Raw genomic sequence first — 22,765 nt, forward strand, 5'->3', positions numbered from 1 at the left:
CCTCCGCCACACCGGCCGCGACTACCACCGGCCCCTACGAGCCCTCGGCCTCACCTGACGAACCCAGACAGATCCCGATCATGCAATGACCCTGGCGACGATACCGTCCGGAAAAGATTCGCTATCAGCCCTTACTTCTTCATACGTTGCGACTGACGATTCTGGCCGCAGGTATGGAGCGGAAGCGCATGAGTTGGGATTGCATATTCGGAGTGCATTTACGAATTTCGAGGCGTTGATTATCTCCGGGACGTACTTCGGATGCTGCGTGGCACCTTCCACACGGCCGTTGAGCATGGTGTCAGCGGGGGGGGGTGCCTCTATGTCTTTCGTCAAGCGAGGCGTGGGGTTCTGGGTTCGTAGAAGGTGCTGTCGCGGAGCATCGCGAAGAGCACGTTGATCCGTTGCCGGGCAAGGCGGAGGAGGGCCTGGGTGTGGGTCTTTCCGCGGGCCCGGCAGCGGTCGTAGTAGGTGCGGGAGGCGGGGTCGTGCAGGGCGGCGAACGCGGAGAGGAACATCGCGCGTTTGAGCTGTCGGTTGCCGCCTCTGGGTGCGTGTTCGCCGTGGATGGAGGTGCCCGACGACTTCGTCGTTGGGGCGAGGCCGGCGTAGGAGGCCAGGTGGGCGGCGGTGGGGAAGCTGGTGCCGTCGCCGACGGTGACCAGCAAGGTGGCGGCGGTCCTGACCGCGCCCCTGGAATCGAGGTCAGGACCGGGGAAAGAGGGTGAGCCTCCAGCAACTGCCCGATCTGCGCTTCCAGAGCTCGCCGTTGCTCATGAACAGTGCCGAGCGAACGGGCCAGGGATGGGATCACGACGTCGAGGGTGCCGGTGCCCGGGACGACGACGGTCTGCTCGTCGAGCGCGTCAAAGACCTCGTCGATCAGCCTGGTGGCCATGCGGGGGGCCTTGGGACGGATCACCTCGACGAGCCGGCGGCGACCGGCTTTGCGCAGGGCGGCTGGAGATCCGTGGCGTTCCAGCGGCCAGGTCACCGCGCTGTGGTCCAGACGGGGGCCAGGAATGCGCTCCAGGCTGGGGTGGAACTGGGTGAGCAGGCCGCGGATCCGGTTGGAGGTGCGGGTGGCCTCGGTCGCGAGGTCCTGGTCGAGGCCCACCAGCACGGTCAGTTCGGCGGTGATCTCGTCGGTCAGCTGAAGCGAGCGCAGGGTGTGGGGCATCGTCCGGGCGGCGTCCGCGATCACCGCGGCGTCTTTCGCGTCGGTCTTCGCCTCGCCGGGGTAGAGGTCGGCGATCCGCCGCATCGCAAGCCCGGGCAGGTGGGCGACCTTGCAGCCGGCATCCCGGGCGACCGTCAGGGGCAGGGCGCCGATCGAGGCGGGCTGGTCCACGACCACCAGTACGGTGCCGAACGTCGCGGCCGGCTTGTCGAACACGGCCCGCAGCTTCGGTTCGGTGTTGGGTGGTTGCTTGTCGAAGACCTTCTTGCCGGCCGGGGTGAGCCCGTGCCCGTGATGGGCGCTCTTGCCGACGTCCAGGCCGAGGAAGACGCCTATCTCGTCGTTGTCGTTCAAGCCGTCCTCCCGAACGGGGTTGGCGCGGTGCCGGCCGGGGCGTTGGCGTCGTATGCGCGCATCCACGTTATGCAGACCTGCCGCCCGAGCGGCCGGGTGTTGCGCCGGGTCAGGCGGTAGTCGGGCCTCTCATCAGCGTCTCCAACGACGCCTCTCGGGCCCGGTGACACCACCCCCCCCAGGTCATCGGTTCGACAGGGGGGAACAGTCATGCCGGGCCCGGAGGCCAGCGGCCCTCTTGCAGGACCGCGAAGAACATAACGGGGGGGGGCAGGCAGAGCGGCAGCGGCAAGACCGTCTCGGACGGTAGGGGGCGATCCTGGAGCCGGATCAACGCGATCACAGCGAGGTCAGGGCAGGGGCAGATTCTGTTCGGGAGCAAGCGGTTCTGAAGCAAAGCGGGCCCGCCCGGCACTCCAGTAGTGAGCATGCAGTGTCACATAGGGGCGCCCCTCTGGCCTATGTACGCTGAGCAGGCTTGCAACTCCTAACATAATGAGCGGAGTTGTCGGTGGGTGCTGAGGTAGCAGGCGAGTTTGAGGAATGCCTCGTGTATTTCGGCTCGCCGTTCCCAGCGAATGCGCAGGCGGCGGAAGCCGTCCAGTCAGGCGAAGGTCCGCTCAACCGCCCACCTGTAGGTGCCCAGCCCGGTGCCGTGCCGCGGTGAGCAACGGCCGGCACGATGCTGCGGGCGCTGAGACCTGGGCACGGTAGACGTCGTGGTCGTGGAGGTGCCATGCTCGCCGGTGATCAGGTGATGTTTCGAGCCGGCCCTGACGTCTCAGCACGATTCAGTTCCGGCTCCTGCCAGCAAACTCGGTAGCCATTTTAAATGACATCTCACCCGCAGGATTCGAGTGACCTTTCTTCGAGATCCTCCCATTGCCACTTCGGGGCAATACTGCTGTCTATGTCGCGATCCAATTTTTCGGTCGACGAGTTTCCCACCATGTGCCACAAATGATCTACGGTATCACGGTAAGTGAGCACCCAAGAGTACTTCTCCTCAGGGTCAGGGTTGGATCCTGGACTATACAAGAGGTGGTAAGCAGTACACGGGCGCAGCACGTCGATAAATATTTGCTTTACGACGAGAGAGCTGACGTTGGCACGCTCATGCAGGGTCACCTTCGTTTTGCGGACGGCATACAATTCACGATTTTCCAGCACTATTTTTGCTCGAGATTCCGTAGCGTTCGGCGGACTTGAGTACATCGACACCTTAGGGACTGCCTCCGCCTGCGCCAGACTCTCTTGCCGCTTTTCGAGCTGATTCTGCTCATGAGATATTCTCTGCTGGTCATCGGATACTTTTTGCTGATTTGTGCAGGTTGCGGCGGCCACTATTAGAGCGCCAATTGCAGCCAGGGCAGCGACTACCTCCGAAGGTGCACGAAGAGTGCTGCCAATACTGCGCATCCGGTCAGAGACGCTTCGCTGAGGAGGAGGATCGGACATTGAATTCTCCTATTCCACAGGCTGCATTCCATTTTACACTGGTCGCCTCAATTCGGCATGCGGATCAAGGGGTCTGCTGGCCCCTTGACTCCCCAGGGCTGCTCTAACGTGCGCGGATGCAAACCCACGCGTAGTATCTGCAACCGGCCCCATGAACCCGTTTATCGAATTCAGGCCTAGTAACGCAAAGAAGCTCCCGATGAGGCTTCGCCCCGTTCCTTCACCTGCAGTGGCCCCGAGACCCGAAGGCCAGCCTCGGGGAGGGGAAGAACAGGCTCATGGGGCAGTGGACAGTGTCGACCGCAGTCGCCGCACTAGGCATGCCGGTCCAGGGGGCCGAACAGGGGACCAATCGACGCAGTCAGCCCCGGACCCTCCTGGACGGTAACGGACCGTGCCAGCCAGAGGATACGCAGGTCGACGAGCCCACAGGCAGGTCATGGGTGGGCTGATCGCGTTCGGGACGCAGACGTCATGGACTGTGGTGCCGCCGGGCCGTCTGTGGGCCGTCGAGGGGCGGCCCACAGCGACCAACAACGACCAATGACGGCCGTTCGATCACAGGTCAGCGCTGCACCGACGTCGATCGTGGGAGGTCGCTCTGGGCCGCCGCCACTTCCTCCGCAGCAAGCGCCAGGAGTGGGAGGAGTACCGCTCCGAGGTGACGGCTTTCGAGCTGCGGAAGAACTTGCCGGTGCTGTAGGGGCAGGTCACGCGGATACCTTGTTGGTTTGACTTCTCAGGGCCGGCGATCTATATCCGCCGGCCCCGAGGCTGCTTTCTGGGCTCGGGCCGTCTCTATGGGCTGTCCCGCAACGATCTTGGCTCTGAGCTGAGTTGAAGCGCGATAGGTGTCACAAAGGCAGGCTTGTTGTCACCGAGGTCGGCGGCCCCTCTCCCTTTACGGAGAGCCTTGACCGCTGAACCCGGAGTCGTGTCCCCCGGCGGGCCGATGTGGTCGGCGCTCCGGAAGCCGTGTGATCGCGGCGCTCACTGCCAGCCCGAGCGTGACACCGACAGCGGAGCCAACGCTCTGCGCCCAGGCATCGTCGAGGGAGCCGGGCAGGACGGCTCTTGTGAGCCGGCCGGCAGCCGACAGGACTGTTACCGCGGCCAGTGTGGCCGTCCAGCGGTACCGCACCCCGTCGATGATGTCGCCATAAAAGATGAGCAGCAGTGCCATGCCGAACTCGTCGTCCCAGCCGATCGCGGTGAGCCCGGCCCCGAAGGCAAGCGCGAACAGCCAGAGCCCCACCAGTTGCCGGGCGAACGTGGGCGGCTGCCGTCTTGCACCACGCGGGGGCCAGAAGAACCGTGTGATGCGCTGGACGATCGCGTACTTCTGCATGACTCGCGTCCCGATCCCCCGGGGTAGCCGACTTCTGCCGGCGCTCAGTAGTGGGACGCACAGGAGCAGGACGCGGTTGTGGTGAAGTGTCGTCTCGGGGAGCCAGAGTCTGTCGATCTTCGCTTCTGGTGACAGAAGGGCTGCCGAATGAGCATGTGTGACAAGCCGCGTGCCTTGCTTGTGACAACCAGGCCGCTTCAACCGGTCCTGTACACCGGATCTTCTGCCTCCCCTGGTGACAACTTCCGTCCTTCGGCTCACGAGTACACCGAAGTGGTACACATCCTGTACCTTGGGGGTATGGCCCTGAAGCGCACGAACGTCTACGCCGACGACAGCGACCTTGCCCTGATCAAGGAAGCCGCCGCCCGTCTGGGCGTCTCCGAGGCCGAGATAATCCGCGAGGGCATCCACCGCATCGCCTTGGCACGCCGCGTGTGGGACGAGCCGTTCGTCTCCGACGAGGAGACCTTCGACCTGGGCGGGCCCGTCGCAAGGGACGACGCCCGGACGGCTGTGACGCACGGCTACGAGGCGCGGGAGCGCAGGAACGGAGGGCGCGCGGCGTGATCGCCGTCGCCGACACCTCCGGAATCCTGACGCTCTTCAACCGCTCCGACCCCGACCATCAGGCAGCCAGGAAGGCCGCTGACCAGTGCGGCTTCCTCGTCGCCACGCCCTTGGCGCTGACCGAGGTGCACCAGGTGGCCACCAGTCGCGCCGGACGCGCCGCGGCAGATGGGATCCTCCGCTCGCTCACGGCACGGGTCCGGCAGATGCGGCTGGTCCTGGCGCCGTCCACGCCGGAGATCCTCGACGCGGCTCTCGACGTACGAGCACGGTACGCATCGCTGGACCTCGACCTGGTGGACGCGGTGAACGTGGCGCTTGCCGCCGAGTACGGCACGGACGCCGTCCTGACCCGGGACCTTCGTGACTTCCGGACCGTCCGTCCGCTCGGCGGCAGGCACACCCACTTCCGGATCCTCCCCGACGATCTCTGAACGTGGGGTCAGCCGGTGAGTGGATCCGTCACGGTGTCTGCTCCGCCGAGTCCGTCATGAGTTTGTGCAGCGGCTTCGTGGCGCGTTCGCGGTATTCCTGGATGGCCCAGCCGTTGCCGTCCGGGTCTGTGAAGTGCATGAAGGTGCCGCCGTCCTGGGGGGCGTACTGGACGGGCTCGCTGACATCGAGGCCCCGGGCGGTCAGCTCCTCGTAGGCCGCCTTGGCGTCCGCCACGACCAGTTGCAGGCCGTGGTACGTGCCCGGCTGCGGTGTTCCCGTCGGGATGGGGATCCCGTCGGCGAGCGCGATCGAACAGCCGGAACCGGGGGGTGTCAGCTGGACCACGCGGGCGCCCGGCATCACCTCGGTGTCGAGGTCGACGTGGAATCCGACCTTGTCCTGGTAGAAGGCCTTCGCCCGGTCGATGTCGGTGACGGGAAGCGTGATCACTTCAAGGGCCATGTCCATGGAACGACTCCTTTGTCGTACGCATTGTCGTAGGCGTTTGTCGTAGGCGTTTGTCGTAGGTGTTCGTCGTGAGTGTTCGTCCTGGGCTTTGTCGTAGGCGTTGTGCCGTCAGGTCGAGCGTTCGTCGAACCGCCAGCGGGTCTGACTGAACGGCTCTCCCTTACCGAAGCCGAAAACGGTCCCGGGCGCCACCGAGAAAACAAGGGCCTTCCCGGCGCCGTGGTGGAAGTGCCCGTCGCCGACCTCGAAGTGCCAGAAACTGCCGTACTTGCGCTCCCACGCCCCGGCCAGCGCACGCAGCCTGTCGTCGTCGGAGACCCGGACCGCCTCGCCCTCCACCACGAGGTCGTACCCCTTGTCCCAGGTGTTGGTGCCCGTGGTCAGTACGACGCTCGGGTTCAGGGCGAGGTTGCGTGCCTTGCGTTCCTCCGGCCCGGTGCAGAAGTGCAGCGCCCCCTCCGCCCACACCGTCGGCAGCGGGGTGACGTGGGGCCGGCCGTCGGGGCGTACCGTCGAGATCCAGAACAGCTCGGCCTCGGCCAGCATCGCCTCGGCCTCCGACCAGGGGCGTGCGGTGGCGGTCTCGTCGCTGTAGCGCGCGTCTACTTCGGCCCGTGGTTCCATGAGCTCTCCTCCTGCGACCTGGCGGACCCTGCGGCCTGGCAGATCCCGTGCCCTGGCGGATGACTGGATGATTCCTCACCGGGACAGACCCCGCCCGCCGACGGAACTCATCGGTCCGGCGGCCACCGAGAGGGCCGACGGTCACCGCGTGGGCCGACGGCCGGTCACTGGACCTCCGCCTCCGGGAACATCCGGGCCACGGCGGCCGTCCGGCTCGACACGCCCAGCTTGCCGAAGGCGTTCTCCAGGTGCTTGCGGACGGTGCTCGGGGAGACGACGAGCTGCTCGGCGATCTGCGGGGTGGCCAGGCCGCGGGCCACGCAGCGCAGGACGTCCAGCTCGCGCCGGGTCAGCCGCACACGCGGTCCGCGCCTGAGGGCGGCCTCCTGGTAGAGCGTGTACAGGTGCGGTGCCATCAGCCGCAGCGTGGTCATCTCGTGCTCGGTGAAGGGCTTCGCGTCCTCGCGCAGGAACTGGAAGACCCGGGTGCGGTTGGGCGCCGTGGGCAGGGCGACGGCCGCGATGCACTTGAAGGGGCTCAGGCACTCGGTGTAGATCGGCAGGTTCGTCAGCTCGCGCACCGACATGAAGTCCGTCATCTGGTGCGCTTCGGGGCTGCTGTGCGGGCCCGCGACCCACGTGCACTGCAGATGCTGGTGCCGCCAGCGCCAGTACCCGTCCAGCGAGCCGTCGTCCCCACCCATGTTGCCCCAGTTGTCGTACGGGGTCTCCTGCTCGTTGACGTGGATCCGCGTCGGGATGTCCAGCTCCGAGAAGCAGGCGCAGTCGCAGGGGATGAGGCGCTGCAGCCCGAGCAGCAGTGACTGCGGAGGTACCGCGTCCGAGAGGTCGTGGCGGGCCTCGTCGAGGACGTCCGCCATCCGCCGCAGATGGGTCTCGGCCGTCGTGCCGGTCGCTGTCATGACGGCCTCCCGGGGCCGGTTCTCGCCTGTCGCGAATGTACTCCCCTTGCGTGCCGCGGTGGGCGGGAGATTCGCCAAATGACGAATGGGCCAAGGCCGTTGGCGGGCGCAGTCTCGAAGAAGACGGCCACCTCGACCGTCGGAAGAGACAGCCGAGACTGACAGGACAGAAGAGACAAGTGCATCCCATGCATGCTCACCAGCGCACCCATGACGCCCGTACGCACCCGTACTCGTACCCCCGACTTCGCCATCCCGCGACCCTCGTCGGCGGCGCCACCGCTCTCGTCGCCGCGCTGCTCGCCGCCGGGTGCGACAGCGCGCCCGACGCCACCACCGGGGCGGCGGACGACCCGGCGTTCTCGACCGTGCGGTTCGAGCTCGGTCCCCGCGGTGGCATCCAGGTCTCCGGGGCGTCCCGGGACGCCGTCGCACCGGCCGGCGCCCACCCGGCGTCCGCGGGCCGGGCGCACGCGTTCGACCGGCCTGACGGCAGACTCCTGGTCGTGCTGCGGCACTGGCCCGAACCGGGCGCCGAGCGGGCCTCGCGCGGCCGGGTGCCGCGGCTGCCGCCCCTCGACGAGGCCGCGGTCGAGACCGCGTTCCTGGTCGACACCGCGAACTGGGTGCGGGCCGACCTCGACGGACACCCGCTGCAGTGGCTCCGCCGGGACACCATCCGGATCGACACGACGAACGTCGCCACCGGGGACACCACCCGCCTCACGCTGTCCGCGCCGCACGGGGGTCGGTACGGGCAGCCCGCACCGCCGGCGGGCAACCGTTCGTGCGAGGGCCTGGACGACTGGGCCACGCGCGACGCGGTGCTCCCGGAGGTCGAGGCGGGCGCACCCCTCGCCGACGTACTGGCACGGCTGCGGAAACAGTGCCTCGACGTGCAGTACGCGTCATTGCCGGGCAGCGCGCGCCCCGGCACCGTGGAACAGGTCCTGGTCCCGCTCGCCGGCCGGCCGGACGCGCTCGTGGCCGTGCCGCCCGTCGGTGGCGTCGAACTTCCGGGCCGTACGGCGGGCAGCACGGTGCCCGTGGACCCCCGCCGACCGGCGACGATGGTCGTGGCCCGCTGAAACCGCCGGCCCGCGTCCAGGCGCTTCCCTCAGGCTCTCCGGTTAGGCTCAGGGCCGTACGACCTTGATCCCGTGGGAGGAACTGGAGGCCGGGGATGATGGTGCCGGGGCGCCGGAGCAGTACCTTCTCGCGGCTGCTGCGGCACGGGTTCACCGATCCGTCCGCCGCCGAGCGGCTCATGGAGAGCGCGGAACTCGCGCCGATACGGAACGATCCGGTGCTGCTCGACGCGCTCGGAGCCACCGCCGATCCGGACCTGGCGCTGCTCGGGCTCGTACGGCTCGTCGAGGCGCAGGACGGTCACACGGCCCAGCGGGAGCTGCTCGACACGCTGATCGCGGCCAAGCCGCTGCGCGACCGGCTGCTCGGGGTGCTCGGCGCGTCCGCCGCGCTCGGTGACCACCTCGCGCGGCATCCGCTCGACTGGCAGGCCCTCGTGATGTACGAGCCGCAGGACCTGCACCCGGGCACCCCGGAGTTCGAACGCGGGCTCGCCGAGGCCTCCGACCCCGTGACACTGCGCGTCGCCTACCGGCGGTGCCTGCTGTCCATCGCCGCGCGTGACGTGTGCGGGACGACCGATGTCGCGCAGACCGCCGCCGAGCTCGCCGATCTGGCGACCGCCACCCTGCGGGCCGCGCTCGCCATCGCCGGGTCGGCCGCGCCGGAGGACGCCGCGTTGTGCCGGCTCGCGGTGATCGCCATGGGCAAGTGCGGGGGACACGAGCTCAATTACGTCTCCGACGTGGATGTCATCTTCGTCGGGGAGGCCGTCGACGGAGCCGACGAGGGCAAGGCGCTGCGGGCCGCCACCCGGCTGGCCTCGCATCTGATGCGGATCTGTTCGGAGACCACGGTGGAGGGGACGATCTGGCCCGTCGACGCCAACCTTCGGCCCGAGGGGCGGAACGGGCCGCTCGTCCGCACGCTCAGCAGCCACCTCGCCTACTACCAGCGGTGGGCCAAGACCTGGGAGTTCCAGGCCCTGTTGAAGGCCCGGCCAGTCGCCGGGGACCTCGACCTGGGGGAGACGTACGTCGCCACGCTCGCGCCGCTCGTCTGGCAGGCCGCCGAGCGGGACAACTTCGTCCCCGACGTGCAGAAGATGCGGCGGCGGGTGGTCGAGAACATCCCCGTCGCCGAGATCGAGCGTGAGCTGAAGCTCGGTCCCGGCGGTCTGCGGGACGTCGAATTCGCCGTGCAGCTGCTGCAGTTGGTGCACGGGCGGGTCGACACGTCGTTGCGCAGCGGGACCACGCTGGACGCGCTGAAGGCGCTGGCCGCGGGCGGGTACGTGGGGCGCGTCGACGCCGTGCTGCTGGAGGACGCCTACCGGTTCCTGCGTTCCATGGAACACCGCATACAGCTCTTCCGGCTGCGGCGTACGCATCTGGTGCCCGAGGACGACGTCGATCTGCGGCGTATCGGGCGGTCGTTGGGGCTGCGCACCGACCCCATCGCCGAGCTGAACCGGGAGTGGAAGCGGCACGCCTCCGTGGTGCGGCGGCTGCACGAGAAGCTCTTCTACCGGCCGTTGCTGGACGCCGTCGCCCAACTCGCGCCCGGCGAGAGCCGGTTGAGCACGAACGCGGCTCGGGAGCGGCTGGTCGCGCTGGGGTATGCCGATCCCGCCGCCGCGTTGCGGCATCTGGAGGCGCTCGCCTCCGGGGTTTCCCGGAAGGCCGCCATCCAACGGACCCTGTTGCCTGTTCTGTTGGGCTGGTTCGCCGACTCCGCCGACCCCGACGCCGGACTGTTCAACTTCCGCAAGGTGTCCGACGCGCTGGGCAAGACCCCTTGGTATCTACGGCTGTTGAGGGACGAAGGGGCCGCCGCCGAGAACCTCGCCCGGGTGCTGTCCGCCGGGCGGCTCGCGCCCGACCTGCTGATGCGGGCACCCGAGGCCGTGGCGCTGCTCGGGGACGGGGACGGCGGCGGGCTCGAACCCCGCAGCCGGGCCCATCTGGAACAGGAGATCCTCGCGGCCGTCGGGCGGGCCAGCGGTGGCGAGGCCGCGGTCACCGCCGCGCGTGGCGTGCGGCGGCGGGAGTTGTTCCGTACGGCCGCCATCGACATCGTGAACTCCTACGGGACCGACGAGACGCCGGCCAACGCCGACCAGGGCGCGCTGGTGGATCTGGTCGGCGGGGCCGTCTCGGATCTGACGGCGGCGACGCTCGCGGGCACGTTGCGGGCCGTGGTGCGGGACGGGTGGGGGGACAGCCTGCCCACCCGGTTCGCGGTCATCGGCATGGGCCGCTTCGGGGGCCATGAGCTGGGCTACGGGTCCGATGCGGATGTGCTGTTCGTGCACGAGCCCCGGGAAGGGGTCGACGAGCAGGAGGCGTCTCGGGCCGCGAACTCCGTTGTCTCGGAGATGCGGCGATTGCTGGAGGTGTCCAGTGCGGATCCGCCGCTGCTGATCGACGCGGATCTGCGGCCCGAGGGGAAGTCCGGGCCGCTCGTGCGGACGCTGAAGTCGTACGAGGCGTACTACCGGCGGTGGTCCCTCGTGTGGGAGGCGCACGCCCTGCTGCGGGCCGAAGTCGTCGCCGGGGACGAGGAGTTGGGGCGGCGTTTCATCGAGCTCGTCGATCCGTTGCGGTATCCGGCGGAGGGGCTCGGTGAGGACGCCGTGCGGGAGATCCGGCGGCTGAAGGCTCGGATGGAGTCCGAGCGGATGCCTCGCGGGGCGGACCCGACGCTGCACTCCAAGCTGGGGCGGGGTGGGCTGTCCGATGTGGAGTGGACCGTTCAGCTGTTTCAACTGCGGCACGGGTGGGCGGAGTCCGGGTTGCGGACCACTCGTACGCGGGAGGCTCTCGCGGCGGCCTGCGCGGCGGAGCTGATCTCCGGTGAGGACGCTTCGACTCTCGACGAGGCCTGGGTTCTCGCCACTCGGGTGCGCAACGCGGTGATGCTGGTGCGGGGGCGGGCGGGGGACACGTTTCCCTCCGACAGTCGTGAACTCGCTGCCGTGGGGCGGTACCTGGGGTACGGGCCGGGGCATGTGGGGGACATGCTCGATGACTATCGGCGTACTACTCGGCGGGCGCGGGCTGTTGTCGAGGAGTTGTTCTACGGGGCGGCTGAACGGTAACGGCAGCGGAGTCTCCGTCCTCGGTCCTGCGCGTGCGGGTCATCGCCACGCCGGTCAGGACCACTGCCATGCCCGCCCAGATGCGGGCGCCCGTGGACTCGTCGAGGACCAGGGCGCCCAGCGCGACGGAGACGACCGGTAGCAGGTAGCCGACCGTTGCCGCGCTGGTCGGGCCCTCGTCCGCGATCAGGCGGTAGTTGAGGTAGAAGGTGACGCCCGTGCCGAGGACGCCCAGGGCGGTGAGCGCCAGGAGGCCCGTGGCGTCGGTGTGCAGGGGGCCGGCGGCGGGGACGGAGAGAGTCGTCCAGGCTGTCGCGGCCAGGAGTTGGGCCGCCGACATGGCTATCGGCACGCCACGGTCGGTGAGTTTGCGGGCCATGTACGCGAAGGCGACGGCGTAGCTCGCCGCGGCGGCGAGGAGGGACAGCGCGCCCCAGGTCAGCAGGCCGGCCGAGCGCTGCCAGGGGGCGAAGATCAGGAGTGTGCCCGCGAAGCCGAGGAACAGGCCGGTCAGGCGGGTGCGGCCCAGTCCGCGGTCGGTGCCCAGGAGGATGCCGAGCAGCAGGGACCACAGGGGAGTTGTCGCGTTCAGCACGCCCGCGATGCCCGAGTCGACCGTCTGCTCGCCGATGCTGAACAACGCGAAGGGGATCGCGTTGCAGAAGAGGGCGGCGATGGCGAGGTGGGTCCAGGTCGCGCGGTCGCGGGGGAGGCGCTGGCCCGCCGAGCGGGCCAGGAGGAGGAGTACCCCCGTGCCCAGGGCGCAGCGGGTGATCGTGATCTGGGCAGGGGACAGGCCGTGGTTCAGGGCCAGCTTGATCCAGAGGAAGCCGGATCCCCAGAGGAGGGCCAGGGCGGCCATGCGCAGGGTCGATGTGAGCGGCATGCGTCCACGGTCCGGCAACTCTGGAATAAGGACAAGTGAAGGATCTTTCAGACACTGTTAACCTCTCCTACATGCTTGATGTGCGACGCATGCAGATGCTGCGGGCCGTGGTGACCAGTGGGTCCGTGACGGCGGCCGCCGCGCGGCTCGGCTACACGCCGTCCGCCGTCAGCCAGCAGATCGCGGTCCTGGAGAAGGAGGCCCGTACGCCCCTGCTCGAACGGGTCGGGCGCGGTGTGCGGCCCACCGCGGCGGGGCTGATGCTCACCGAGTACGCGGACGTCATCGGGCGGCAGGTCGCCGAGGCCGAGACCGCGCTCATCGACTTGTTGGAGGGGCGTACGGGGCGGCTCGCCGTGCGGTACTTCGCCACGGCGGGGGCCGCGCTGGTGGCTCCCGCCGTGGCGAAGGTGCGGGCCGAACACCCCGGCGTGCAGGTCGAGTTGAAGCTCGTCGACTACGAGGACTCGCTGCCGGACGTGAAGGAGGGGCGGGCCGATCTGGCGCTCGTGGTCCGGCCCACGGAGGAGGCCGGGACCGACGGGGTGCGGCTCGTGCGGCTGCTCGACGATCCCTACCTCGCCGTGCTGCCGAAGGGGCATCCGCTGGCCGGGCGGCGGACCGTCGCGCTGGCCGACCTCGCCGAGGAGCCGTGGGTGGGCAGCGAGTGGCCCGGGCCGTGTCTCGACGCTCAGCTCTCGGCGTGCGAGGCCGCCGGGTTCCGGCCGCGGTTCGTGGTGGACAGCGGGGACTACGCGACCGCGCAGGGGTTCGTCGCGGCCGGACTGGGCGTGAGCCTCGTGCCCCGGCTGGGGCTGGGCAGCCGGCATCCGGGCGTTGTGGTGCGGGAGGTTCGGGGACCGGAGCCGGTGCGGTCGATCTTCGCCGCCGTGCGGGAGGGTGCGCCGCGGTCACCGGCCCTGCGGAGCTTCCTGGATGCGCTGCGGGAAGCCGGGGGCGCGACCTGAAGGCGGCTTGAGGAGGGGCGTGCCTAAGTCTTTGTCGGCAGCAACGACCGCCTCCGCGGCGCCTCCGGGACCAGTTGCGGCAGCGCGTACGGCATGGATCCGTACCAGAGCCTCGCCACCGCGTAGCCGAAGGCCAGGCAGATCATGCCGCCCACCGCGTCCAGCCAGAAGTGGTTGGCCGTGGCGACGATGACCACCAGGGTCAGCGTGGGGTAGAGCAGGCCCAGGACACGGACCCACGGCACCGAGGCCAGGGCGAAGATCGTGAGGCCGCACCAGAGGGACCAGCCGATGTGCATGGACGGCATCGCGGCGTACTGGTTCGACATGTTCTTCAGGTCGCCGGAGGCCATGGAGCCCCAGGTCTGGTGGACCACGACCGTGTCGATGAAGTCGCTGCCGTTCATCAGACGGGGCGGCGCCAGCGGATACAGGTAGTAGCCGACCAGGGCCACACCTGTGGTGGCGAAGAGGACCATGCGCGTTGCCGCGTAACGGCCGGGGTGGCTGCGGTAGAGCCACACCAGGACGCCCAGCGTCACCACGAAATGCAGCGTCGCGTAGTAGTAGTTCATGCCGACGATCAGCCAAGTCACCGAGTTCACGCCGTGGTTGACGGACTCCTCCACGGCGATGCCGAGGTGGTGCTCGACCTTCCAGATCCAGTCGGCGTTCTCCAGCGCCTTCGTCCGCTGCTCGGGGACAGCGTTGCGGATCAGTGAGTACGTCCAGTAACTCACCGCGATCAGCAGGATCTCGAACCAGAGCCGGGGGCGGCGAGGCGTACGCAGGCGGCGCAGGAAACCCTGCCCCGCGCGGCTGTTCGCCTCGCCCGCGACGGGCTGGTGTGCGGCCTGCTCCTGGCCTTCCAGTGTCGTCACGGTGCTCTCACCCATAGAGACAGAGTCTGCCAGATAAGCCCTTCCCGACCGATCATCCCTCGGGTGGGTCCTGGCCGCACGTTCTACGCCCTGAGTAGGTGGGGCACTACCCCTCAGGCACGATTTCGGTCCCCAGGAGCCGAAGCGGTGGAACCCCGCACCACCAGTTCCGGCATGAACACGAACTCGCTGTGGGGCGCCGGTGTCCCGCCGATCTCCTCAAGCAACGTACGCACCGCGGCCTGGCCCATGGCCGGGACCGGCTTACGGACCGTCGTGAGGGGCGGATCCGTGAACGCGATCAGGGGGGAGTCGTCGAAACCGACGACGGAGATGTCCTTGGGGACGTCGAGCCCACGCTGCCGCGCGGCCCGTATCGCACCGAGCGCCATCATGTCGCTCGCGCAGACGACGGCCGTGCAGCCGCGGTCGATGAGCGCCGCGGTGGCCGCCTGGCCGCCCTCAAGCGTGTACAGCGAGTGCTGGACCAGACGCTCTTCGATGTCGGCCGCGGCCAGCCCCAGCAGGTCCTGCATCGTCCGGACGAAACCCTCGATCTTCCGCTGGACCGGCACGAACCGCTTCGGGCCCAGCGCGAGCCCGATGCCGGTGTGTCCCAGCGACACGAGGTGGGTGACCGCGAGCGCCATCGCCGCCCGGTCGTCCGGCGAGATGAAGGGCGCCTGCACCTTCGGCGAGAAACCGTCCACGAGGACGAACGGCACACCCTGGCCGCGCAGTTGCTCGTAGCGCTGCATGTCCGCGGAGGTGTCCGCGTGCAGCCCGGAGACGAAGATGATGCCGGCGACGCCCCGGTCGACCAGCATCTCGGTCAGCTCGTCCTCGGTGGAACCGCCCGGAGTCTGGGTCGCGAGGACCGGCGTGTAGCCCTGCCGTGTCAGCGCCTGGCCGATGACCTGGGCCAGGGCCGGGAATATCGGGTTCTCCAGCTCCGGGGTTATCAGCCCGACGAGCCCCTCGCTGCGCTGCCGCAGCCGTACGGGCCGTTCGTAGCCCAGCACGTCGAGCGCGGCGAGAACGGACTGGCGGGTGGTGGCGGCGACGCCCGGCTTCCCGTTCAGGACGCGGCTGACGGTCGCTTCGCTCACCCCCGCCTGGGCTGCGATGTCGGCAAGCCGTGTGGTCACAGGACTGGACTGTACCGGCCGGGTCTCGCCCTGCCCACCGAACGAACGACGGGTGCGGGCACTTGACCGGCCCGCCCGGGGCTGCTGCGTCATCGCGTTCCCTCGTGATTCTGGTCGGCATTGCGGTCCGTGCCCGTTGCGTACGCCGTGTGCGCCCGCGGGAAATAGGGGGCCCTGCGAGGGTTCCCTGCAAGACGCCGACGGGCCGATGATCCCCGTGACCGATCGGTATGGCAAGACCTTGCAGAGTCTTGCACAGCGGTCCCGTGCCCGGTGAACGCCCATGAATCAAGGCGCAGGACGGTCGAGAAGAGGTCACGACCGAGTAACTGTCGGTCGGTCTTGCATATTTTTGCTGCAAGGCCTTTCGCGACGCTTTCATCGCTGTTACGTTCACGTCGCCCGGCGGCGGCAACGGTGCGGTCGGAGAGTCGGCGGGGACGGCGGACGGGGCCGTTCCCTCAAGCACACGGGCTTTCACCCTCAAGGAGAACTCATGCGGCGTGGCATAGCGGCCACCGCACTGGTGGCGTCCCTCGCCCTCGCGGCGACGGCCTGCGGCGGCGACAGCGACGACAGTGGCAACGCGGACGGCCCGGTCACCATCACGTGGTGGGACACGTCCAACGCCACCAACGAGGCACCGGTCTACAAGTCCCTCGCGAAGGAATTCGAGAAGGCCAACCCGGGCATCAAGGTCAAGTACGTCAACGTGCCGTTCGACCAGGCGCAGAACAAGTTCGACACCGCCGCCGGTTCCAAGGGCGCCCCGGACATCCTGCGCTCCGAGGTCGGCTGGACCCCCGCGTTCGCCAAGAAGGGCTTCTTCCTGCCGCTCGACGGCACCGAGGCCCTCACGGACCAGGCCAAGTTCCAGCCCAGCCTGATCGAGCAGGCCAAGTACGAGGGCAAGACGTACGGTGTGCCGCTGGTCACCGACACCCTCGCGCTGGTCTACAACAAGAAGCTCTTCGAGAAGGCCGGCATCGACGGGGCGCCCACCACCTGGGCCGACCTCAAGACCGACGCCGCCACCATCGAGAAGAAGACGGGCGTCGACGGCTACTGGGGCTCCACCCAGGCCTACTACGCGCAGTCGTTCCTCTACGGCGAGGGCACCGACACGGTCGACGCCGACGCCAAGAAGATCACTGTCGCCTCGCCCGAGGCCAAGAAGGCCTACAAGACCTGGCAGGGCCTCTTCAGCGGCAACGGCCTGCACAAGGCCGACACCACCGCCGACGCGTACGCCCACATCCAGGACGCGTTCGTCAACGGCAAGGTCGCCTCGATCGTCCAGGGCCCCTGGGAGATCACGAACTTCTACAAGGGCTCGGCCTTCAAGGACAAGGACAACCTCGGCATCGCCAAGGTCCCGGCCGGCTCCAGCGGCAAGGCGGGCGCCCCGACCGGCGGCCACAACCTCTCCGTCTACGCGGGCTCGGACAAGGCCCACCAGGAGGCCTCGCTCAAGTTCCTGAAGTTCATGACCTCGGCGAAGTCCCAGGAGACGATCGCCCTCAAGAACTCCACGCTGCCGACGCGCGACGACGCCTACACCACCGAGGTCAAGTCCGACCCGGGCATCGCCGGCTACCAGGGCGTGCTCTCCGCCGCCCAGCCGCGCCCGGCGCTCCCCGAGTACAGCTCGCTGTGGGGTCCGCTCGACACCGAACTGCCCAAGATCGCCGGTGGCAAGGAGTCGCTGGACAAGGGCCTGGGCACCGCGGAGACCGCGATCGCCAAGCTGGTGCCCGACTTCAGCAAGTGACCCGTGTGGCCGTCGGATCCGCCGGGCCCCTGCGAGCCAGGAGTCAGAGGGGACGGATCCGGCGGCCACCGGCCGTGTCTCCACAACGTGCGCCCAACCCCTGATTTTCCAGAAGGTGTCGAACCATGACAGTCGTCATCGACCGCGCGACCGGCAAGCGCCGCGGTGAGCGGGCTCCGCGCCCCGGCCCGCTCCAGCGCCTGAAACACTCGTACCAGCGGTACTGGTACGCGTACGCGATGATCGCCCCGGTCGTCGTCGTGCTCGGTGTGCTGGTGCTCTATCCGCTGGCGCGGGGCATCTATCTGACGTTCACCGACGCCACGAGCCTCAACTCGGCCCGCACGATCGGCGTCAACCACATCGACGCCACCTACAAGTTCATCGGCCTGGACAACTACGCCGACATCCTGTGGGGCCCCACCGCGTACGACCGCTTCTGGTCGCACTTCATCTGGACGATCGTGTGGACGGCCCTGTGCGTGCTGCTCCACTACGTCATCGGCCTCGGCCTGGCGCTGCTGCTCAACCAGAAGCTGCGCGGCCGGACCTTCTACCGGCTCATCCTCGTGCTGCCGTGGGCGGTGCCGACCTTCGTCACCGTCTTCGGCTGGCGGTTCATGCTCGCCGACGGCGGAGTCATCAACTCCATGCTCGACGCGGTGCATCTGCCCACACCGCTGTGGCTGGAGGACACCTTCTGGCAGCGGTTCGCCGCGATCATGGTCAACACCTGGTGCGGTGTGCCGTTCATGATGGTCTCGCTGCTCGGCGGCCTGCAGTCCATCGACGGAGTCCTGTACGAGGCCGCCGAGATGGACGGGGCCAACGCCTGGCAGCGTTTCCGGCACGTCACTCTGCCGGGGCTGCGGTCGGTCAGCTCCACCGTCGTCCTGCTGGGCGTCATCTGGACGTTCAACCAGTTCGCCATCATCTTCCTGCTCTTCGGCGACACCGCCCCGGACGCGCAGATCCTCGTCACCTGGGCCTACTACCTGGGCTTCGGCCAACAGCCGCGCGACTACGCGCAGTCCGCCGCGTACGGCGTGCTGCTGCTCTCCATCCTGATCGTCTTCACCTCCGTCTACCGCCGCTGGCTGGCCCGCAATGAGCAGCAGCTCGCGATCTGAGGCAGGAGTCCCCATGAGCACCACCACAGTCAAGCCCCCCGCCCCGGCGGACCGGGACCCCGCGGACACCGCCCCGGCGGGCCAGGGTCCGCGGCGTGGCGAGCGCGGCCTCGCCGGCTCCCTGACCTCGCACGGCATCCTCGTCGTCGCGAGCCTGATCGCGCTCTTCCCGATCGCCTGGCTCGTCTATCTGTCCCTCGGCCCGGACAAGGACGACTACCTGCACCCCGGGGGCATCCTCGGCAAGATGACGTTCGACAACTACTCGTTCGTGCTCCAGCACACGCCGTTCTTCGACTGGCTGTGGAGCACGCTCCTCGTGTCGCTCGGCACGACCGTCATCGGCGTCCTGGTCGCGGCAACGACGGGTTACGCGGTCTCCCGCATGCGCTTCCCCGGCTACAGGAAGTTCATGTGGGTCCTGCTCGTCACCCAGATGTTCCCGGTCGCCGTGCTGATGGTCCCGATGTACGAGATCCTTTCCGAACTCCAGCTCATCGACAACTACTTGGGCCTGATCCTCGTCTACTGCTCGACCGCCGTGCCGTACTGCGCCTGGCTGCTCAAGGGGTACTTCGACACCATCCCCTTCGAGATCGACGAGGCCGGGCGCGTGGACGGGCTCTCGCCCTTCGGTACGTTCGCGCGGCTGATCCTGCCGCTCGCCAAGCCGGGCCTGGCCGTCGCCGCCTTCTACAGCTTCATCACCGCGTTCGGCGAGGTCGCCTTCGCCTCGACGTTCATGCTGTCCGACACGAAGTACACCTTCGCCGTCGGTCTGCAGAGCTTCGTCAGCGAGCACGACGCTCAGCGCAACCTGATGGCCGCCACCGCGGTGTTGGTGGCGATCCCGGTCTCCGCGTTCTTCTACCTTGTGCAGAGGAACCTGGTGACCGGGCTGACCGCGGGCGGCACGAAGGGGTGACCTTCGCGTCGGCGCCCCGGGCCGGCGGTCGCGGTGTCCTCCCCCAGCCTCCGGCCGGGGGGACCCCCAGACCCCGCTGACACCGCGGCCGCCTCTCAGTCGTCCCACAAACGAAGAAGACATGCGCCACCACGGCGACTCCATGACCCGATCCCTGACCGAACTCCTTTACGCCTCAAGGATGTTATGAGCCTGCACTCCGCCGACCCGGCCCCGGCCTCCGCCCTCACCACCGTCGTCGACCGTCGCGACTGGTGGCGCGACGCGGTGATCTACCAGGTCTATCCGCGCAGCTTCGCCGACAGCAACGGCGACGGCATGGGCGACCTGGAGGGCGTACGTTCCCGACTCCCGTATCTGCGCGACCTCGGCGTGGACGCCGTGTGGCTCAGCCCCTTCTACGCCTCGCCGCAGGCCGACGCCGGCTACGACGTGGCGGACTACCGGGCCGTGGACCCCATGTTCGGCAACCTGCTCGACGCCGACGCGCTGATCCGCGACGCCCACGACCTCGCCCTGCGGATCATCGTCGACCTCGTGCCCAACCACTCCTCGGACCAGCACGAGTGGTTCAAGCGGGCCCTCGCGGAGGGACCGGGCTCACCGCTGCGGGAGCGCTATCACTTCCGCGCGGGCAAGGGCGCGGACGGTGAACTGCCGCCCAACGACTGGGAGTCCATCTTCGGCGGCCCCGCCTGGACGCGGGTGACCGAGCCGGACGGTACCCCGGGCGAGTGGTATCTCCACCTCTTCGCGCCCGAGCAGCCCGACTTCAACTGGGACCACCCGGCCGTCGGCGACGAGTTCCGCTCGATCCTGCGGTTCTGGCTCGACATGGGTGTCGACGGCTTCCGTATCGACGTGGCCCACGGGCTGGTCAAGGCGGACGGACTGCCGGACCTTGGATCCCACGACCAGGTGAAGCTGTTGGGCAACGATGTCATGCCGTTCTTCGACCAGGACGGCGTCCACGAGGTCTACCGGGCCTGGCGGATCGTCCTCGACGAGTACGCGGGCGACCGTATTTTCGTAGCCGAGGCATGGACGCCGACCATCGAGCGCACCGCCAACTACGTGCGCCCCGACGAGCTGCACCAGGCCTTCAACTTCCAGTACCTGAGCACCCATTGGGACGCCGAGGAGCTCCGGTCCTGCATCGACCGCACCCTCGACGCGATGCGGCCCGTGGGCGCGCCCGCCACCTGGGTGCTGTCCAACCACGACGTGACCCGGCACGCGACCCGGTTCGCCAACCCGCCCGGGCTCGGCACCCAGATCCGTACCGCCGGAGACCGCGAGCTGGGGCTGCGCCGGGCGCGCGCTGCCACGCTGCTGATGCTCGCGCTGCCCGGGTCCGCGTACCTGTACCAGGGCGAGGAGCTGGGCCTGCCGGACGTCGTCGACCTGCCGGACGAGGTGCGCCAGGACCCGGCGTACTTCCGGGGCGCGGGCCAGGACGGGTTCCGCGACGGGTGCCGGGTGCCGATCCCGTGGACCCGGGACGGCTCGTCGTACGGCTTCGGCGGCGGAGGCAGCTGGCTTCCGCAGCCGTCCGGCTGGGGCGAGTTGAGCGTCGAGGCGCAGAGCGGCGTCGCGGGCTCGACCCTTGAGCTGTACCGGTCCGCGCTGGCCGTACGGAGCGAGCAGGGCGACCTCGGCGCGGGCGACCGTGTCGAGTGGCTGACGGCGCCCGAGGGCGTACTCGCCTTCCGCCGCGGGGCGTTCGTCTGCACCACCAACACCGGCGGACAGGCGGCGACCTTCCCGGCGTACGGGCGGGTGCTGCTCACGAACGGCGAGGTGACCGTGACGGACGACGGCGAGGCGAAGCTGCCGGCCGACACCACAGTGTGGTGGATCGCTGACTGACCGTTCATCAACTCGGGGGTTCTGCAAGAACTTTCCGGAATTTTCAGAAGCCCGCCTTCCGCTTCGGGAGGCGGGCTTCTACTATCTGGCGCACCGCATGGCTGTTGAATCTTGCAGCAAGAACCTTCAATGGAGAAGGGACCCCCACACATGGCCAAGTACACGGCCAGGAGAGCTCTGTCCGGAGCGCTCGCACTCGCCGCCGCCGCGTTCGTCGTCCCCGCGAGCACCGCGGGCAGCGCGTACGCCTCCCCGCCCGGCACCAAGGACGTCACCGCCGTCCTCTTCGAGTGGAACTTCGCCTCGGTCGCCAAGGAGTGCACCAACCGACTGGGCCCCGCCGGTTACGGATACGTCCAGGTCTCGCCGCCCGCCGAGCACATACAGGGCTCGCAGTGGTGGACCTCGTACCAGCCCGTCAGCTACAGGATCGCCGGCCGGCTCGGCGACCGTACGGCCTTCCAGAGCATGGTCAGCACCTGCCACGCGGCCGGTGTGAAGGTCGTCGCCGACACCGTGATCAACCACATGTCGGCGGGCAGCGGCACCGGTACGGGCGGCTCGTCCTACACGAAGTACGACTACCCGGGCCTGTACTCCTCGCCCGACTTCGACAACTGCACCTCGCAGATCAGCAACTACCAGGACCGCGGCAACGTCCAGAACTGCGAACTGGTCGGACTCGCCGACCTGGACACGGGCGAGGAGTACGTCCGCGGGGCCATCGCCGGGTACATGAACGACCTGCTCTCCCTCGGTGTCGACGGCTTCCGCATCGACGCGGCCAAGCACATCCCGGCCGCCGACCTCGCCGACATCAAGGGCCGGCTGAGCAATTCGTCCGTGTACTGGAAGCAGGAGGCCATCTACGGCGCCGGCGAGGCCGTCCAGCCGACCGAGTACACCGGCACCGGCGACGTCCAGGAGTTCCGGTACGCGTTCGACCTCAAGCGGGTCTTCAACAACGAGAACCTCGCCTACCTGAAGAACTACGGCGAGGGCTGGGGCTACATGAGCAGCGGCGTCTCGGGCGTCTTCGTCGACAACCACGACACCGAGCGCAACGGCTCCACGCTCAGCTACAAGGACAACTCCAACTACACCCTGGCCAACGTCTTCATGTTGGCGTACCCGTACGGCACGCCCGACATCAACTCCGGCTACGAGTTCTCCTCCACGGACGCGGGCCCGCCCAACGGCGGTACGGTCAACGCCTGTTGGCAGGACGGCTGGAAGTGCCAGCACGCCTGGCCGGAGATCCAGTCGATGGTCGCCTTCCGCAACACCGCCCGGGGCGAGTCGCTCACCAACTGGTGGGACAACGGGGGCGACGCCATCGCCTTCGGCCGCGGCAGCAAGGGCTTCGTGGCCATCAACCACGAGTCGTCCGCGCTGACGCGCACCTACCAGACCTCGCTCGCGGCGGGCACGTACTGCGATGTGCAGGCGGGCGCCACGGTGACGGTGAACAGCTCGGGTCAGCTCACGGCGACCCTCGCCGCGAACACCGCGCTCGCGGTGTATTCGGGCAAGTCCAGCTGCTGACAGCCGAGGTGCGCGGCTCCCCGCGCCCCTACTTCAGGGGTGCGGGGAACCGCGCGGTCTTCTGTCTGTGACCGGTGCCGACCGGGACAGTCG

General features: G+C 68.5%; 18 protein-coding genes and 3 pseudogenes. 11 read left to right on the forward strand and 10 right to left on the reverse strand.

Annotated elements, in window-relative coordinates:
* Positions 1–332: 332 nt before the first annotated feature.
* From ACH4YP_RS43785 to ACH4YP_RS43795, 3 genes and pseudogenes are all read right to left on the reverse strand, one after another.
* Positions 333–1,534: pseudogene (locus tag ACH4YP_RS43785) on the reverse strand (IS110 family transposase).
* Between the two features lie 487 nt (positions 1,535–2,021).
* A pseudogene (locus tag ACH4YP_RS43790) lies at positions 2,022–2,192 on the reverse strand (transposase); the annotation flags it as partial.
* 182 nt (positions 2,193–2,374) lie between these two features.
* Entirely contained in the window at positions 2,375–2,992 is a 618-nt protein-coding gene (locus ACH4YP_RS43795; RefSeq protein WP_361061130.1) for a hypothetical protein, read from the reverse strand.
* Between the two features lie 616 nt (positions 2,993–3,608).
* Here ACH4YP_RS43795 and ACH4YP_RS43800 point away from each other — a divergent pair.
* Positions 3,609–3,695, forward strand: a pseudogene (locus tag ACH4YP_RS43800) (glutamine synthetase); the annotation flags it as partial.
* A 198-nt stretch (positions 3,696–3,893) separates the two neighbouring features.
* Here the strand turns inward: ACH4YP_RS43800 and ACH4YP_RS43805 are convergent.
* The gene (locus ACH4YP_RS43805; protein WP_398496907.1) at positions 3,894–4,340 is read right to left on the reverse strand and encodes a hypothetical protein; all 447 of its coding nucleotides are present in this window, start codon (positions 4,338–4,340) and stop codon (positions 3,894–3,896) included.
* Positions 4,341–4,640: 300 nt separating this feature from the next.
* Between ACH4YP_RS43805 and ACH4YP_RS43810 the strand changes: the two genes are divergently transcribed.
* Together ACH4YP_RS43810 and ACH4YP_RS43815 are read left to right on the forward strand one after the other, a co-directional pair.
* Complete coding sequence (locus ACH4YP_RS43810) at positions 4,641–4,910, forward strand: CopG family transcriptional regulator (protein WP_361061134.1); 270 nt, start codon at positions 4,641–4,643, stop codon at positions 4,908–4,910.
* A complete protein-coding gene (locus ACH4YP_RS43815; RefSeq protein WP_361061136.1) occupies positions 4,907–5,344 on the forward strand; it encodes a PIN domain-containing protein in 438 nt (145 codons plus the stop codon). The genes ACH4YP_RS43810 and ACH4YP_RS43815 overlap by 4 nt, the downstream gene beginning before the upstream one ends.
* Positions 5,345–5,372: 28 nt before the next feature.
* Here ACH4YP_RS43815 and ACH4YP_RS43820 read toward each other — a convergent pair whose 3' ends face one another.
* From ACH4YP_RS43820 to ACH4YP_RS43830, 3 genes are all read right to left on the reverse strand, one after another.
* The gene (locus ACH4YP_RS43820; protein ID WP_361061138.1) at positions 5,373–5,813 is read right to left on the reverse strand and encodes a VOC family protein; all 441 of its coding nucleotides are present in this window, start codon (positions 5,811–5,813) and stop codon (positions 5,373–5,375) included.
* A 108-nt stretch (positions 5,814–5,921) separates the two neighbouring features.
* Entirely contained in the window at positions 5,922–6,437 is a 516-nt protein-coding gene (locus tag ACH4YP_RS43825) for a pyridoxamine 5'-phosphate oxidase family protein (protein ID WP_398496909.1), read from the reverse strand.
* A gap of 164 nt (positions 6,438–6,601) precedes the next feature.
* The gene (locus tag ACH4YP_RS43830) at positions 6,602–7,360 is read right to left on the reverse strand and encodes a response regulator transcription factor (protein ID WP_398496911.1); all 759 of its coding nucleotides are present in this window, start codon (positions 7,358–7,360) and stop codon (positions 6,602–6,604) included.
* Between the two features lie 188 nt (positions 7,361–7,548).
* Between ACH4YP_RS43830 and ACH4YP_RS43835 the strand changes: the two genes are divergently transcribed.
* Both ACH4YP_RS43835 and ACH4YP_RS43840 read left to right on the forward strand, forming a co-directional pair.
* Positions 7,549–8,448, forward strand: a complete 900-nt coding sequence (locus tag ACH4YP_RS43835; protein WP_398496913.1) for a hypothetical protein — start codon at positions 7,549–7,551, stop codon at positions 8,446–8,448.
* A gap of 95 nt (positions 8,449–8,543) precedes the next feature.
* Positions 8,544–11,549, forward strand: coding sequence for a bifunctional [glutamine synthetase] adenylyltransferase/[glutamine synthetase]-adenylyl-L-tyrosine phosphorylase (locus ACH4YP_RS43840; protein ID WP_398496914.1), 3,006 nt, complete (start codon positions 8,544–8,546; stop codon positions 11,547–11,549).
* Here ACH4YP_RS43840 and ACH4YP_RS43845 read toward each other — a convergent pair.
* Entirely contained in the window at positions 11,491–12,435 is a 945-nt protein-coding gene (locus ACH4YP_RS43845; protein WP_398496916.1) for a DMT family transporter, read from the reverse strand. The genes ACH4YP_RS43840 and ACH4YP_RS43845 overlap by 59 nt on opposite strands.
* Before the next feature lie 71 nt (positions 12,436–12,506).
* Here ACH4YP_RS43845 and ACH4YP_RS43850 point away from each other — a divergent pair, with 71 nt between their 5' ends.
* The gene (locus ACH4YP_RS43850) at positions 12,507–13,403 is read left to right on the forward strand and encodes a LysR family transcriptional regulator (RefSeq protein WP_361061149.1); all 897 of its coding nucleotides are present in this window, start codon (positions 12,507–12,509) and stop codon (positions 13,401–13,403) included.
* A gap of 23 nt (positions 13,404–13,426) precedes the next feature.
* On the opposite strand, the gene ACH4YP_RS43855 is transcribed toward ACH4YP_RS43850, so the two are convergent.
* Both ACH4YP_RS43855 and ACH4YP_RS43860 read right to left on the reverse strand, forming a co-directional pair.
* Positions 13,427–14,299, reverse strand: coding sequence for a phosphatase PAP2 family protein (locus ACH4YP_RS43855; protein WP_361061151.1), 873 nt, complete (start codon positions 14,297–14,299; stop codon positions 13,427–13,429).
* A gap of 98 nt (positions 14,300–14,397) precedes the next feature.
* A complete protein-coding gene (locus ACH4YP_RS43860; RefSeq protein ID WP_361061153.1) occupies positions 14,398–15,432 on the reverse strand; it encodes a LacI family DNA-binding transcriptional regulator in 1,035 nt (344 codons plus the stop codon).
* Between the two features lie 496 nt (positions 15,433–15,928).
* Here ACH4YP_RS43860 and ACH4YP_RS43865 point away from each other — a divergent pair, with 496 nt between their 5' ends.
* From ACH4YP_RS43865 to ACH4YP_RS43885, 5 genes are all read left to right on the forward strand, one after another.
* Positions 15,929–17,203: an extracellular solute-binding protein gene (locus ACH4YP_RS43865; protein WP_398496919.1), complete on the forward strand. Its 1,275-nt coding sequence runs from the start codon at positions 15,929–15,931 to the stop codon at positions 17,201–17,203.
* A gap of 125 nt (positions 17,204–17,328) precedes the next feature.
* Complete coding sequence (locus ACH4YP_RS43870) at positions 17,329–18,333, forward strand: sugar ABC transporter permease (protein ID WP_361061157.1); 1,005 nt, start codon at positions 17,329–17,331, stop codon at positions 18,331–18,333.
* Between the two features lie 13 nt (positions 18,334–18,346).
* On the forward strand, positions 18,347–19,258 hold the full coding sequence (locus ACH4YP_RS43875; protein WP_398496920.1) for a sugar ABC transporter permease: 912 nt from the start codon (positions 18,347–18,349) through the stop codon (positions 19,256–19,258).
* Between the two features lie 186 nt (positions 19,259–19,444).
* The gene (locus tag ACH4YP_RS43880; protein WP_361061161.1) at positions 19,445–21,127 is read left to right on the forward strand and encodes a glycoside hydrolase family 13 protein; all 1,683 of its coding nucleotides are present in this window, start codon (positions 19,445–19,447) and stop codon (positions 21,125–21,127) included.
* A 150-nt stretch (positions 21,128–21,277) separates the two neighbouring features.
* Entirely contained in the window at positions 21,278–22,672 is a 1,395-nt protein-coding gene (locus tag ACH4YP_RS43885; RefSeq protein WP_398496922.1) for an alpha-amylase family protein, read from the forward strand.
* Positions 22,673–22,765: the final 93 nt, after the last annotated feature.

Source organism: Streptomyces sp. NPDC020747 (assembly GCF_044334695.1).
In the GTDB taxonomy this organism is placed as follows: domain Bacteria; phylum Actinomycetota; class Actinomycetes; order Streptomycetales; family Streptomycetaceae; genus Streptomyces.

Bases quoted from the DNA above. Each gene is read 5' to 3' on its own strand.
- ACH4YP_RS43795 (WP_361061130.1), bottom strand. From the start codon at position 2,992: ATGTCCGATCCTCCTCCTCAGCGAAGCGTCTCTGACCGGATGCGCAGT.
- ACH4YP_RS43805 (WP_398496907.1), bottom strand. From the start codon at position 4,340: ATGCAGAAGTACGCGATCGTCCAGCGCATCACACGGTTCTTCTGGCCC.
- ACH4YP_RS43810 (WP_361061134.1), top strand. From the start codon at position 4,641: ATGGCCCTGAAGCGCACGAACGTCTACGCCGACGACAGCGACCTTGCC.
- ACH4YP_RS43820 (WP_361061138.1), bottom strand. From the start codon at position 5,813: ATGGACATGGCCCTTGAAGTGATCACGCTTCCCGTCACCGACATCGAC.
- ACH4YP_RS43825 (WP_398496909.1), bottom strand. From the start codon at position 6,437: ATGGAACCACGGGCCGAAGTAGACGCGCGCTACAGCGACGAGACCGCC.
- ACH4YP_RS43830 (WP_398496911.1), bottom strand. From the start codon at position 7,360: ATGACAGCGACCGGCACGACGGCCGAGACCCATCTGCGGCGGATGGCG.
- ACH4YP_RS43835 (WP_398496913.1), top strand. From the start codon at position 7,549: ATGCATGCTCACCAGCGCACCCATGACGCCCGTACGCACCCGTACTCG.
- ACH4YP_RS43840 (WP_398496914.1), top strand. From the start codon at position 8,544: ATGATGGTGCCGGGGCGCCGGAGCAGTACCTTCTCGCGGCTGCTGCGG.
- ACH4YP_RS43845 (WP_398496916.1), bottom strand. From the start codon at position 12,435: ATGCCGCTCACATCGACCCTGCGCATGGCCGCCCTGGCCCTCCTCTGG.
- ACH4YP_RS43850 (WP_361061149.1), top strand. From the start codon at position 12,507: ATGCTTGATGTGCGACGCATGCAGATGCTGCGGGCCGTGGTGACCAGT.
- ACH4YP_RS43855 (WP_361061151.1), bottom strand. From the start codon at position 14,299: ATGGGTGAGAGCACCGTGACGACACTGGAAGGCCAGGAGCAGGCCGCA.
- ACH4YP_RS43865 (WP_398496919.1), top strand. From the start codon at position 15,929: ATGCGGCGTGGCATAGCGGCCACCGCACTGGTGGCGTCCCTCGCCCTC.
- ACH4YP_RS43870 (WP_361061157.1), top strand. From the start codon at position 17,329: ATGACAGTCGTCATCGACCGCGCGACCGGCAAGCGCCGCGGTGAGCGG.
- ACH4YP_RS43875 (WP_398496920.1), top strand. From the start codon at position 18,347: ATGAGCACCACCACAGTCAAGCCCCCCGCCCCGGCGGACCGGGACCCC.
- ACH4YP_RS43880 (WP_361061161.1), top strand. From the start codon at position 19,445: ATGAGCCTGCACTCCGCCGACCCGGCCCCGGCCTCCGCCCTCACCACC.
- ACH4YP_RS43885 (WP_398496922.1), top strand. From the start codon at position 21,278: ATGGCCAAGTACACGGCCAGGAGAGCTCTGTCCGGAGCGCTCGCACTC.